This window comes from Devosia sp. 63-57, assembly GCF_001899045.1.
Lineage (GTDB): Bacteria > Pseudomonadota > Alphaproteobacteria > Rhizobiales > Devosiaceae > Devosia > Devosia equisanguinis.
This window is the reverse complement of sequence record NZ_MKUY01000004.1, coordinates 223002-236052: the sequence shown is the minus strand read 5'-3', so window position 1 is coordinate 236052 and position 13051 is coordinate 223002. Positions and strand designations below refer to the sequence as shown.

The window sequence follows — 13051 nt, the reverse complement described above, 5'->3', positions numbered from 1 at the left end:
GCCTCAATTGTAATGGACGCGCCGTTCGACCCATTTGAACTGGACGAAGGTCAGCGCGATGACGATGAGCATGAGGACGATCGACTGAGCCGCAGCGCCGGAGTAATCGAGCGTTTTGAAGCCGTCGAAATAGATCTTGTAGACCATCACCTCGGTCTGCCCGAACGGACCGCCTTCAGTCATCACGTCGATGAGCCCGAAACTGTCGGTGAAGCTCGAGATCAGGTTCATGATCATGAGGAAAAAGACGGTCGGCGCGATCAGCGGCAGCTGCAGGTCCAAAAGGCGCCGCACCGGTCGTGCACCATCCATGGCCCCGGCCTCGCTGATCGAGCGCGGGATCATCTGCAGGGCGGCGAGGAAGAAGATGAAGTTGTAGCCGATACCGAGCCAGGCATGGCACACCATGACCATCAGCAGCGCCTGGCCGCCATTGATCGCCGGATTCCAAAGGCCCGGCCAGATGGTGTTGAGCGCGCCGATCAGCCCGGATTCGGGGGCAAAGATAAAGCGGAAGGCGACCCCGGCCGCCGGCGCTGCAATGGCATAGGGCCAGACATAGACGGACTGGAAGAACTTCGTGCCCTTGAGCGAGCGGTCGACAAACGACGCCAGCACCAGCGCAATGGACATGGAAATGCCCGTCGTCACCGCCGCATAAAGGCCCGAGCGCAGCACGGTGGACCAATAGGACTTGTCGCCGAAAATGCTGATGAAGTTTTGCAACCCCACCCAGCTATTGCCACCACCCCAGGGCTGTTCGAGGGTGAAGGCCCAATAAAGCGCCTGCGATGTCGGCCAGTAGAAGAACACCAGCACCAGGGTCAGCTGCGGGGCCAGGAGCAGCCAGGGCAGCACCCGGTTGCGGTAATAGGCGGATCGTTCCAACTGAAGTCTCCTGAAAGATCGGAACAGGACTGCGGGCGGCCAAAGCCGCCCGCATGCAAGCGTTCAAGCGATCACGGGAGCGTCTTGCCGGCGTAGGTCTGCTCGAAGCGGCGCAGCATTTCATTGCCCTTGGCGTCGAAATCGGCCAGCGCCTCGGGAACCGGGGTATTGTTGAACAGCACCGACTGGATGGTCTTGACCATTTCGGCGCGGATCGAGGCATAGCCGCCCAGACGAATGCCGCGGGTGTTTTCACCGGCCGGCATGGTCAGGGATTCGATAGCCAGTTCACGGCCCTTATAGGGAGCGGCGTCATAGAAACCGGCGGCCTTCATGGCCTCGAAACCGGAATTGGTGACCGGGATATAGCCGGTAACGGTCGACCACCACTGGGTCTGCTCGGGGGTGGCGAGGAAGTTGTAGAAGGCGGCAGCGCCCTTATATTCCTCGGCCGACTTGCCCTTGAGGGTCCAGAGCGAAGCCCCGCCCACGAAGGAGTTATGGCGCTCGAAGCCTTCCAGCATCGGCAGCATGGCGACGGTCCAGTGCACGCCTTCGGCGGCCTGCTTGCCAAAGGTGCCGTGATCGGCGATCGAGGACGAGGTGATCTGGCACTTGCCGTTAACGAAGGCGTCGTTGGCGGTCTCGCCGGTATCCTTGGACTTGAGGACGAACAGACCTTCGTCATACATCGCCTTGATCCAGGTCAGCTGGTCGACGAACTTGCCCTTGGACACGGCCATTTCGGCATTGAGGCCACCAAAGCCATTGCCCAAAGTGGCGATCGGCTGGTCGTGAATGGCGGAGAACTGCTCGAACCACTGCCAGGCACCGGCCGGGTCGAACGCGACCGGGCAGTCATAGCCGGCGGCCTTCATCTTGCGCGCGACGTCTTCGACCTCAGTCCAGGTCGAGGGTGTGCCCTCAAAGCCGACCTTGGCCAGCGCATCGGTATTGTAATAGATCACCGCGGTTGAGGAATTGAAGGGCATCGACAGCAGTTCGCCGGTCGAAGTGGAATAATAGGAACCGACACCGGCGAAATAATTCGACCAATCGATGTCGTAGCCGTTTTCTTCCATCAGCTGACGCACCGGCACATAGGCCTCGGACAACATCAGGTCGAGCGTGCCGGCGTCGAAGATCTGGGTGACGGTCGGCTGCTTGTTGGCGCGGAACGCGGCAATCGTGTTCTGCAGGTTGTTGTCGTAATTGTCCTGGCTGACGCAGACGATCTCATAGTCCGACTGGGACTCGTTGAAGGTCTTGCACATGTCCTGGATACGCTCGCTGAGATCGCCGGACAGGCCGTACCAGAACTCGAACTTGGTCTGGGCCATGGCAGGGGCGGTAACGAGCGCAAGCGCGGTAAGGGTGGTCGCTGCGCCGAGCAGCCGGGTACGTGTCATTTGAGCGTCTCTCCGATGGGTCGCCTTGAGGCGCGAGACATCTAGGAGCGCAAAATGACAGCCGGTTTTCGATGCAGTGACCTTTACCCGACAATTCGATGACGAAATGACGAAATCCGAAAACGAAACGAACGGCGGGACCAGCCCAGCCGTTCGTTTCGCGGATCAGGCAGCGCTGGCCGCTGTAGCACCGGGAGCGAGCTTGGCCCCGGTCATGAAGGCCACCGCGTCGGACATGGTGTAGTCCTTGGGATCGATGACGCAGAGGCGGCGGCCCAGCCGATGCACATGGATGCGGTTGGCCACTTCGAACACGTGCGGCATGTTGTGGCTGATGAGGATGATCGGAATGCCGCGGGCGCGCACATCCTGAATCAGGTCGAGCACGCGGCGGGATTCCTTGACGCCCAATGCAGCGGTGGGCTCATCAAGGATGATGACCTTGGAGCCGAAAGCCGCCGCCCGCGCCACCGCCACGCCCTGCCGCTGACCACCCGAGAGGGTTTCGACCGCCTGGTTGATGTTCTGAATGGTCATCAGACCCAGTTCGGTCAGCTTTTCGCGCGCAATGCGCTCCATGGCCGGCCGATCGAGCTGGCGCAGCACAGTGCCCATGAAGCCGGGCTTGCGCAATTCGCGCCCCATGAACATGTTGTCGGCGATCGACAGGGCCGGCGACATGGCCAGCGTCTGGTACACCGTCTCCACCCCGGCATTGCGGGCATCGATGGGCGAGGTGAACGCCACCTTCTCTCCCTCGAGGAAGATATCGCCGCTGTCCGGAGTGATGGCACCGGACAGCGCCTTGATCAGCGACGACTTGCCCGCACCATTGTCCCCGATCACCGCCAGGATTTCGCCCGGCATCAGATCGAAGTCGCAATTGTCGAGCGCGGTCACCCGCCCATAGCGCTTGTTGAGGCCGCGGGCCGAAAGAATAGGATTGGTCATGCCGACACCTTTCTGATCCACTGGTCCACCGCAACGGCACCGATGATGAGCACGCCGATCAGCAGATAGGTCCACTGTGCATCCGCGCCGAGGAGGCGCAGTCCGAGCGAGAACACGCCAACGATCAGCGCCCCGAAGAACATGCCCAGGATCGAGCCCCGGCCGCCGAACAGCGAGATGCCCCCGATCACCACGGCGGTGATGGATTCGATATTGGCCGATTGCCCGGAGGTGGGCGACACCGAACCGATGCGCCCGATCAGCACCCAGCCGGCAAAGGCGCAGATGAGGCCGGAGAGCATGTAGACGGAAATCAGGATGCGCTTGGTGTTGACGCCGGAAAGCTCGGCGGCATCCGGATCGTCGCCCACCGCATAGACGTGCCGGCCCCAGGCGGTGTGGCGCAACACATAGGCCAGCACCAGGACCAGCAGGATGAAGAAGATCACCCCATAGGTGAAAACCGCCCCACCCAGGGTAAAGGACTTGCCGAAGAACTGCAGCAGCGGCGCCAGGGTCTCGATCTCCTGAGCCCGGATGGTCTCGTTGCCGGAATAGAGGAAGTTACTGGCGAGCGCGATCTGCCAGATGCCCAGCGTCACGATGAAGGGCGGCAGCTTTACCCGCGCGATCAGCCAGCCATTGATAAAACCGATAAAGGTGCCGACCACCAGCCCGCAGGCGATGGCGACGGCAGGGGGCATGCCCAGCTTGAAGGTAAACTGCCCCATGATCACCGAGCTCAGCACCATGATGGCGCCGACCGACAGGTCGATGCCGGCGGTGAGGATGACCAGCGACTGCGCCGCCCCCACGATGCCAACGATCGCCACCTGTTGCAGGATCAGCGTCATGGCGAAGGACGAGAAAAACTTGCCTCCCAAAAGGGCGCCGAAGACAATCACTGACAGCACCAGCACAATCAACGGAACAAGCGCCGGATTGGAATGCAGCGCATGCTGGATGCGCGAGAGCAGCGTCACTTGATGCTCGAAGCTGGCAACGCTTTCGGTGCGTTTGACAAGGCCCTGTTCGGCCTCGGACGGGTTCGACATGGGCCTACCTCCCCGGTTCCCAATCGATGGCAGGGTCGGGTACGTGCCCGACCCTGCCATCAGTATAGACGAAAAGGCCGATCAGCCCCAGCAGAGTTCGGCACCCTTGGTGGTGTCGATGGAGTCGAGACCAGCCACCGGCTCGTCGGTCACCAGCGTCACGCCGGTATCGAAGAAGTCCTTGCCTTCGGTCGGGGTCGGCTTGGTGCCGCCATCAGCCCAGGCCTTGATTGCCTCGACGCCGAGAGCGGCCATCTGCAGCGGATATTGCTGAGAGGTGGCACCGATGACGCCATCCTTCACATTGGCCACGCCCGGGCAGCCGCCGTCGACGGAAACGATCAGCACGTCCTTTTCACGGCCGAAGGATTTCAGCGCCTCATAGGCACCGGCGGCGGAGGGCTCGTTGATCGTGTAGACGACGTTGATAGCCGGATCCTTGGTCAGGAGGTTCTCCATGGCCTTGCGGCCGCCTTCCTCGTTACCAGCGGTCACGTCCTGCCCGACAATGCGCGGATCGGTCTCGTCACCCCACTTGTTCGGATCGCCTAGTTCGATCCCGAAACCCTGGAGGAAGCCCTGATTGCGCAGCACGTCGACTGTAGGCTGGCTGATACCCAGATTGAGCATGGCGATCTTGGCATTGGCGGCATCGGCACCCAGCTTGCCGGCCGCCCATTTGCCGATCAGCTCGCCGGCAACGAAGTTGTCGGTGGCAAAGGTGGCGTCGGCCGCGTCGGTCGGGGTGAGCGGGGTATCGAGCGCGATAACGACAAGACCGGCATCACGGGCCTGCTGCACCGACTGCACGATGGCCGAAGTGTCCGAGGCAGTGATCAGGATGCCCTTGGCGCCATCGGCGATACAGGTTTCGATGGCCGCAACCTGCGTTTCATGGTCGCCGTCGACCTTGCCGGCATAGGCCTTGAGGGTCACGCCCAGTTCTGCAGCCTTGGCTTCGGCGCCTTCCTTCATCTTGACGAAGAATGGGTTGGTATCGGTCTTAGTGATGAGGCAGGCGGTGACGTCCTGAGCGAGCGCGGCGGACGACATTGCGGCAAGGCACACGGCCGTGCCAATCAGCAGCTTCTTCACGATGGTTCTCCCTTTTCCGATCCCGCCGCAGCGGCTCCTCCACGCGACTTGGACCGGTTGTGTGTGCTTTCACCCTGTTATCGTGGCGAGTTCCAAACCGCCCGTCAATATGTAAATCACTTTTATTTATTTATTCGATTGTACCCATCTTCCGCTTCCTCATGCCACCCACTATGGTGCCGGCCATGAGTTCGGCAATCATCAGAACCGTCAGTACCGGTGTGAACCAAAGTGGAGTTCGTGATCACAACGAACGCCTGCTTTTGACGCTTCTGCAACGCCATGGCGCCATGGCCGGCAGCGATCTCGCACGCCTGGCCAACCTCTCGCCGCAGACCGTCTCGATCATTCTGCGCGAGATGGAAGCGGAGGGCCTGTTGTCACGCGGCAAGCCCGTCAAGGGCAAGGTCGGCAAGCCATCGATCCCGATGAGCCTGGCTGATGGCGGGGTTTTGTCCCTCGGCTGCAAGATCGGCCGCCGCAGCGCCGTATTGCTGCTCGCCGACTTCCGCGGCGTCGTCCGCCAACAACTGCAGATCACGTACAAATATCCTCTGCCCGAACCGATCTTCGCCTTCCTCAAGCAGGGCATTGAAACCATCCTCGCCCAATGCTCGGCCCGTGACCGGCAGCGTGTCTGCGGCATCGGCATCGGCGTACCCTTCGAGCTCTGGCGCTGGAACGAACTGGTCGGCGCTCCCTCTCAAGCGTTCGCCGCCTGGAAGGATATGGACTTCGCCCGAGAACTGGCTGGGATCACCGATCTACCGGTCAGCGTCGTCAACGACGCAACCGCCGGTTGCCAGGCCGAGCACGTCTATGGCCGGGGCAAGGAGTTCCAGGACTACGCCTACTTCTTCATCGGTGCCTTTATTGGTGGCGGCATCGTGCTCAATCACGCTGTCTACCAGGGCCACAAGGGCAATGCCGGGGCGCTGGGATCGCTGCGCAGTTTTGGCCCGCAGGGCGAAAGCCAGCAATTGATCGATACCGCCTCGATTCACCTGCTCGAAGCGCGCCTCCTCGAACATGGCCACGATCCGCAGGAATTATGGGACCTGCCACAGGACTGGAGCCGCTTCTCGCGCTTCGTCGAACCCTGGATCGGCCGCACCGCCCAAGAACTGGCGCGCGCCAGTCTCTCGGTCTGCGCGGTTATCGATTTCGAGGCCATTCTGATCGACGGCGCCTTCCCCGATACGATCAAGCACGAACTGGTGGAACGCACGCGGCGCTATCTCGTCAACCAGGACATCCGCGGTCTGATCGCGCCGCGGATCGAGGCCGGCACGGTGGGCTTCAATGCCCGCGCCATCGGCGCCGCCACCAGCCCGCTCTTCGAGCGCTATTTCATGAACGGCGCCACGCGCTGGCAATAGCCCCTCAACACAAAGAGGCCGCCCAGCGGGCGACCTCGATAGCGCGAGCCACTAACAGGTCCGCATCAGGCCTGACGCATCCAGACCAGCATTTCCCCCGGCGCCCGGTTGTCCCAAAGGTGGTAGGGCACCAGCCGCGCCGTATCTTCCCGAACGGCGGGCGCCCGGTCGGCATAGAGCGCATCGCCCCATTCCTCGGCCAGTTCGCGCAGTACAGGCAGCTCGATGGCGATCGCCCCGCGCAGATCCGGCACCGGCGCCGTCTGCGCTGCACCCAGCCCCGTCTTGAGCAGAATGGAATTGAGCCCGGCCCCATTGTCGACGCCTTCGAGGCAATAGACCAGCGGACCGCGCATGATCGCCGTTCGCCCGGCATCCTGCCGAACCTTGGGATGCGCCCGCACCGCCCGGGGTTCGAGCGGCAATGACAGGGCCAGGCGGTCGCCCGGAGCCCAATCCCGCTCCAGCCTTATGTAACCGCCCTCCAGAGCCTCAAGCGGCACCTGCATTCCGTTAAGGCTGAGTGTCGCTCCACGCGCCCAGGCTGGAATACGCAGCGACACGGCGAAACGCGCAGATTGCTCCGGGGAAACGCTGATGGCGACATCGCCGCTCCAGGGATAATCGGTTTCCTGCCGCAGCGTGAACCTGGCGCCATTGGCCAGCTCCACCCGCGCCTCGCTTTGCGCATAGAGATGGACGGCAATCTCGTCATCGGCGACCCCATAGATATAGGAGCCGAGGGAAGTCACGAGCCGCGCAATATTGGGTGGGCAACAGGGACAGGCATGCCAGGTCCAGCGGTGGTGCTTGCCGGTGCTTTCAAGCGGATTGTCGTAAAAGAAGGTCTTGCCGTCGGTCGACAGGCCAGTGATGGCCCCATTATAGAGCGCCTGCTCCATGATATCGGCATATTCGCGATCCGGACGCCGCCCCAGCATGCGCGAGGCCCAGAACACCAGGCCAACCGAAGCGCAGGTTTCGGCATAGGCGCTGTCATTGGGCAGGTCGTAATAGTCGGTAAAGCCTTCATTGGCTTCCGCCGGGCCGATGCCGCCAGTCACATACATCTGCTTGCGCGTGAGATCCGCCCAGAGCGTTTCCAGCGCTCCGGTCAACGTGTCGTCATTGTATTCGGTGGCCAGGTCGGCCATCGCCGAATAGAGATACATCGCCCGCACCGCATGGCCGACCACCTTGGTTTGCTCGCGGACCGGAAGATGGGACTGATTGTATTCGAAGGTCTTTTTCTGCACGCCGCCGGGGCTGCGATTGTGCGCAATAGCCTCTTCAACGAAGAAGTTGGGCGCCTGACCCCGCTCATCAATGAAGAACTTGGCAAGCTCCATATAGTCCTGGTTGCCGGTGACACGAGCCAGCCGCACCAGCGCCAATTCGATCTCCTCATGGCCGCAATAGCCGCGCATCTGCCCCGGGCCGCGCCCGAATTTACGCACGCAGTAATCGGCCATACGGCACATGACGTCGAGAAATTTGCGCTTTCCGGTCGCCTGATAATAGGCCACCGCCCCCTCGATCATGTGGCCGGCGCAATATAGCTCGTGAAAATCGCGCAGATTGGTCCATTTCCATTCGGGACGGATGCGCTGGAAGAAGGAATTGAGATAGCCATCCGCGTCTTGCAGACGCGCATACATGTCGATGATGGCATCGGCCCTCGCCTCGAGCGCGGGATTGGGCTTGCGATAGAGCGAATAGGCAATGGTCTCGATGCTCTTGCCCAGATCGCTGTCCCAGAACATCTGCGGCGTGCCCAGCCAATGGATGATGGGAATGACGATTCCCGGGCTCGGCGCCTCCGGATTGATCTGCTCGATCATCCCGGCCTCGACGCAACGATCGAGAAGAATGGCGGCGGTATGGTCGCACACCGCGTCCTGCCAGTCGCCCCAATAGCCGGAAACACTGACGGAAGGCACGGGAAGCGGTCTAAATTGGCGCTTGGTCATGACGGTCACTCATAAAGGCGAAAATTCAACGCATACGAGCGCAAGCAAAAATGCGGGGCGCAGTGCGATCGGGATTGGCGGCAGCGTTCAAAAAGGCGGCCTCAAGGCGGCGCCGCATTGGACACGATCATCGTCCAGTCCTCCCTCGGGCCAAGCCTCAATAAGGCCAATTTCATCTACGTGACGCCGCCGCCGCAGGATTGGCGCACCACCAACTGGCAGGCCAGCTTGCGCAGGCCGGGCGTCACCGCCTCCCCGCGCGCCAGCGCCAGGACCAGCCGCCCAGCCTCCCGCCCCAGCTGCTTGAGATTCATGTCGACCGTGGTCAAAGGCGGGCGTGTCGCCGCTGCCACGATCTCCCAATTGTCGAATCCGACCACGGAAACCTCCGCGGGCACGCTGACGCCCCGCTCGCGCAGCGCATCGCAGACGCCTCGGGCAATCTGGTCATTGCCGCAAAATATCGCGTTCGGCTGGCTGGCGCTGGCTTGCCACAGGCGCCGGACCGCCTCATGCCCCCAAGCCTCGGACCAGTCTCCAAACAGCACCTGGCCATCGGGCCCAACGACCTCGCGAAAAGCCCCTGCCCGCTCCTGCACGGAAGCGAAGCTGCCCGGCCCCGTCACATGCACAATGCGCCGACGGCCCAGACCACGCAGCCACTGCACCGCCTCGCGCGCACCCTGCGCATCGTCCGAGACCAAACGCACCGCATCATCAGGTCCTTCGGTGAAGGCATAGACCACCGGGATACTGAGATTGGTCAGATCCACCTGCAGGCGCCGATCGATTCTTTTGCCCGAGGCGATAATGCCATCGACCTGTTTGTCGAGCAGCGCATCGACATGAACGCGCGCCAATTGGGGATCGTCCTCGATAGTGCACAAAAACACCGAGACTCCCTCATCCACCAGTGCTTCCGACACGCCCGCCATCAGCGGCAGCGTAAAACGCCCATAGGTATCATTGGTCAAAAGCCCGATCGTAAAACTGCGCTTGCTCAAAAGCGCCCGCGCCATGGCATTGGGCCGAAAACCCAGCTCCGCCGCCACTTGGCGAACGCGCTGCCGCGTTTCCTCCGCCATGCGGCCGGTATCGTTCAATGCCTTCGAAGCGGTCGCAATACTGACCCCGGCAGCCTGCGCCACATCATAAATCCGCACCCGAGCAGGAGACAAAGCCATTTGAGAAAACCTTTTCTCATTTTGGGTAAAGCTTTTCTCCGCTTCCGTCAATGGTTAGCAGATGTGTCCGATCGAATGGGGCGACAAAAAACCATGCCAAGAAGGCCGACCCGTGAAAGCAATGTTTTGGAAAAGACTGGTAGCGGAGGAGGGATTTGAACCCCCGACACACGGATTATGATTCCGCTGCTCTAACCAACTGAGCTACTCCGCCCCAAGGGCTTGTCGATCAGACGACCGATGCGGGCCTTACTAAGTTTATGCGCCTTGCCCTGTCAAGCGCCATGCACGGCGCGAGCTGAATTTTCCAGCGCTTCGATCATCTCGCGCACCACGGCGAGATCGGCTTCGAACTTGGCACGTTCGCGCTGGCGACCTTCCACGTCTGGGATGCGCAGGAGATAGGAAGGGTGATTGGTGATAAAGAGAACGGAGCCATCCGGCAAAGTCATGGGCTGGCCGCGCATCTTGCTGACGGTGACGCTGGCCTTGCCCAGCAGGCTCTGCGCCGCAGTGGCGCCCAATGCCACAATCACCTTGGGGCGCACAAAGTCTCGCTCGAGATTGAGCCAGAATTTGCAGGCCTGCACTTCCCCACCGTCGGGGCGCTGGTGGATGCGCCGCTTGCCGCGCGGCTCGAACTTGAAGTGCTTTACGGCATTGGTGACATAAACCTTGTTGCGATCGATCCCGACTTTTTCGATGACATCGTCGAGCACCTGACCCGCCGGGCCCACAAACGGCCTGCCCTGCAAATCCTCCTGGTCGCCGGGCTGTTCGCCGACAAACATCACCTCGGCACGCTCCGGACCTTGGCCGAACACCGCCTGGGTGGCATGTTCATAAAGTGGGCAACGCTTGCATGCCTGGACGGCTGCCCCAGCATCGCCCAGCGAATGCACACTATCCACTGGCTCGACAGTTTCGAGCTTGCGGCGCAGGTGTCGGGCAGGCGGCTGGGTGGCGGCGCGGGCGATCATCTCCTCCTCCATCGCCTTGGCGTTGCGGACGAGAGGTTCAATGAGCGCCGCTTCGGGAAGGTTGCTCCAATATTTCACCGGCATTTCGCTCTTCATCATCGCGACCTTGAGCCGGGCCGGGTTGAAAATCGAGGCATAATAGGTCTTCCAATCCTCTTCGACCGCATCTTCGGCCGGCACGTCAGTCTTCGTGCCACCCGGCCCGAAAGCGAGCCTGTCGGTATCCCACCAGGCGCTGGCATAGGGTGTGACAATGCCCCAATGCATGCCGGCAAAACGCCGGGCGAAAAATGGTGCGGTTGCCTCCAGCACATAGTGATCGGGCTCGAACCAGGCGACGAAACGCTCGGCGCCGGCATCATTGCGCAGTTCGCGGAAGCGCACGAAAGCCTTCATCTTGTGGGCATCGCGACGCACTGCCGACGCCATGCGGGACAGGGCGCTGATATCCCGATCAGCGGCATCGGCCAGCAATTGCGGTGCTGACTGCAGTCGCCAGAGCAGGCGGTAGAGCAGCGCAAACCGCTCGGGCTCAGCATGCTGTAACACCGAGGAAGCCAGCTCGATAAAGCCCCGTGGCACCGTCCCCACCGCACCTTCGGCCACCGCCGGCAACGCGTCGTCACCGAACAGTTCGCCCACCGCGTCGCCCTGTTGCCAGACCACCTCTTCCGGCGCGACACCTGCCGCGAGGAGGCGCCGGGCGTGGCTACGCCATTCCCCGAGATCATTGGGGCGCTCAAGCCGGACGCGATACATCAGAACAACACCAATTGCTCGGGCGGCGGCGCCAGTTTCTGGCGCAGCTTGGCGTCGTCGGTGAGCCCGCCGGGTGACCAATCGGCAGCGGCGATGAAGGGGCGCACCTTTTCGATCGACGCAGTCAGCCGCGCCACATCATCGAGCCGCAGGCGATGGTGGCGGCGAGAAGCAACGATGCGATTGACCGCATTGATACCAAGGCCGGGTACTCGCAGCAGCAGTTCTCGGTCGGCGCGATTGACGTCCACCGGAAAACTCTGGCGGTGCTTCAAAGCCCAGGCCAATTTCGGATCGATGACCAGATCGAGATCGCCACCCTCGCCTCCCGCCACGATTTCGGGCACATCGAAACCGTAAAAGCGGATCAACCAATCGGCCTGATAGAGCCGATGTTCTCGCATCAGTGGCGGCGGCTTCAAGGGCAGACGCGAGGATGCATCGGGAATGGGCGAAAAGGCGGAGTAGTAGACGCGCTTGAGTTGATAGCCGGAATAGAGCCCCGCCGCACGTGTCAGGATCGCGGCGTCATTGGCGCCATCGGCACCGACGATCATCTGCGTCGATTGCCCCGCGGGCGCAAATTTCGCCTTCTTGGCCCGTGCCTGTTTCTTCTCGGGCGCCGCCTCGTCGAGCTTGCCGCGCAACCGAGCCATGGCGGTGCGGATTTCGGAAGGGCGCTTTTCCGGCGCAAAGCTCTCCAACGCAGAGTCGGTTGGCAATTCGATATTGGTGGAGAGTCGATCAGCCCATCGCCCGGCCTCGGTCAACAGCTCCGGCGCGGCATTGGGAATGACCTTGAGGTGGATATAGCCCGCAAACAGATGCGTCTCTCGCAACGTCCGCGCCACGCGGATCATCTCTTCCATCGTATGATCGGGCGATTTTATGATCCCTGAGGACAGGAACAGCCCCTCGATATAATTGCGGCGGTAAAAATCCAGCGTCAGCCGCACCACCTCCTCGACGCTAAACCGGGCACGCTGCACATTGGATGAGGAGCGATTGATGCAATAAGCACAATCATAGATGCAGAAATTGGTCAGCAGCAGCTTGAGCAGGCTGATGCAGCGCCCATCCGGCGCATAGGAATGACAGATGCCACTACCCTCGGTGGAGCCAATCCCCTTGGTTCCGGCAGAGTTGCGCTTCTCACTGCCAGAGGAGGCACAGGATGCGTCATATTTGGCAGCATCGGCCAGAATGGCAAGTTTGCGGGTAAGCGTCAGGGCAACCATTGCGTTCATCCTTTGTTCCGGATGAATAGAGGAAAAACCCTGCCTTGGCATTTCAAAAAGACACCCTGCGCCGATTTGTGATGTCCGATGCCGCCTAAGCATCGAAGCCGCCCATGCCTTGCTGGCGAAATTCGGTCGGCAAA

10 protein-coding genes and 1 tRNA gene are annotated in these 13051 nt (G+C 61.5%); 1 reads left to right on the top strand and 10 read right to left on the bottom strand.

From position 1 onward, the window contains the following. Positions 1 to 3: 3 nt before the first annotated feature. From BGO80_RS06295 to BGO80_RS06275, 5 genes are all read right to left on the bottom strand, one after another. A complete protein-coding gene (locus BGO80_RS06295; RefSeq protein WP_286720073.1) occupies positions 4 to 888 on the bottom strand; it encodes an ABC transporter permease subunit in 885 nt (294 codons plus the stop codon). Between the two features lie 71 nt (positions 889 to 959). Then, positions 960 to 2297 carry an extracellular solute-binding protein gene (locus BGO80_RS06290; RefSeq protein WP_286720072.1) on the bottom strand — a complete coding sequence of 446 codons (1338 nt, stop codon included), beginning with the start codon at positions 2295 to 2297 and terminating at the stop codon, positions 960 to 962. A 165-nt stretch (positions 2298 to 2462) separates the two neighbouring features. Further along, entirely contained in the window at positions 2463 to 3248 is a 786-nt protein-coding gene (locus tag BGO80_RS06285) for an ATP-binding cassette domain-containing protein (protein WP_126149887.1), read from the bottom strand. Beyond that, the gene (locus BGO80_RS06280) at positions 3245 to 4303 is read right to left on the bottom strand and encodes an ABC transporter permease (RefSeq protein WP_126149888.1); all 1059 of its coding nucleotides are present in this window, start codon (positions 4301 to 4303) and stop codon (positions 3245 to 3247) included. The genes BGO80_RS06285 and BGO80_RS06280 overlap by 4 nt, the downstream gene beginning before the upstream one ends. A gap of 81 nt (positions 4304 to 4384) precedes the next feature. Continuing rightward, positions 4385 to 5398 carry a sugar ABC transporter substrate-binding protein gene (locus BGO80_RS06275; protein WP_386849556.1) on the bottom strand — a complete coding sequence of 338 codons (1014 nt, stop codon included), beginning with the start codon at positions 5396 to 5398 and terminating at the stop codon, positions 4385 to 4387. A gap of 185 nt (positions 5399 to 5583) precedes the next feature. On the opposite strand from BGO80_RS06275, the gene BGO80_RS06270 reads away from it, so the two are divergent. After that, a complete protein-coding gene (locus tag BGO80_RS06270) occupies positions 5584 to 6777 on the top strand; it encodes an ROK family transcriptional regulator (protein WP_126149889.1) in 1194 nt (397 codons plus the stop codon). Between the two features lie 65 nt (positions 6778 to 6842). On the opposite strand, the gene BGO80_RS06265 is transcribed toward BGO80_RS06270, so the two are convergent. The 5 genes from BGO80_RS06265 to BGO80_RS06245 form a co-directional block, all read right to left on the bottom strand. Next, positions 6843 to 8747, bottom strand: a complete 1905-nt coding sequence (locus BGO80_RS06265; RefSeq protein ID WP_286720066.1) for a glycoside hydrolase family 127 protein — start codon at positions 8745 to 8747, stop codon at positions 6843 to 6845. Positions 8748 to 8923: 176 nt separating this feature from the next. Continuing rightward, positions 8924 to 9931: a LacI family DNA-binding transcriptional regulator gene (locus tag BGO80_RS06260; protein ID WP_286720064.1), complete on the bottom strand. Its 1008-nt coding sequence runs from the start codon at positions 9929 to 9931 to the stop codon at positions 8924 to 8926. Between the two features lie 137 nt (positions 9932 to 10068). Continuing rightward, a tRNA-Met gene (locus tag BGO80_RS06255) sits at positions 10069 to 10145 on the bottom strand. Positions 10146 to 10206: 61 nt separating this feature from the next. After that, on the bottom strand, positions 10207 to 11670 hold the full coding sequence (locus BGO80_RS06250) for a UdgX family uracil-DNA binding protein (protein ID WP_286720061.1): 1464 nt from the start codon (positions 11668 to 11670) through the stop codon (positions 10207 to 10209). Beyond that, positions 11670 to 12917 carry a putative DNA modification/repair radical SAM protein gene (locus tag BGO80_RS06245; RefSeq protein WP_502686545.1) on the bottom strand — a complete coding sequence of 416 codons (1248 nt, stop codon included), beginning with the start codon at positions 12915 to 12917 and terminating at the stop codon, positions 11670 to 11672. Before BGO80_RS06245 ends, BGO80_RS06250 begins: the two co-directional genes overlap by 1 nt. Between the last annotated feature and the right edge of the window lie 134 nt (positions 12918 to 13051).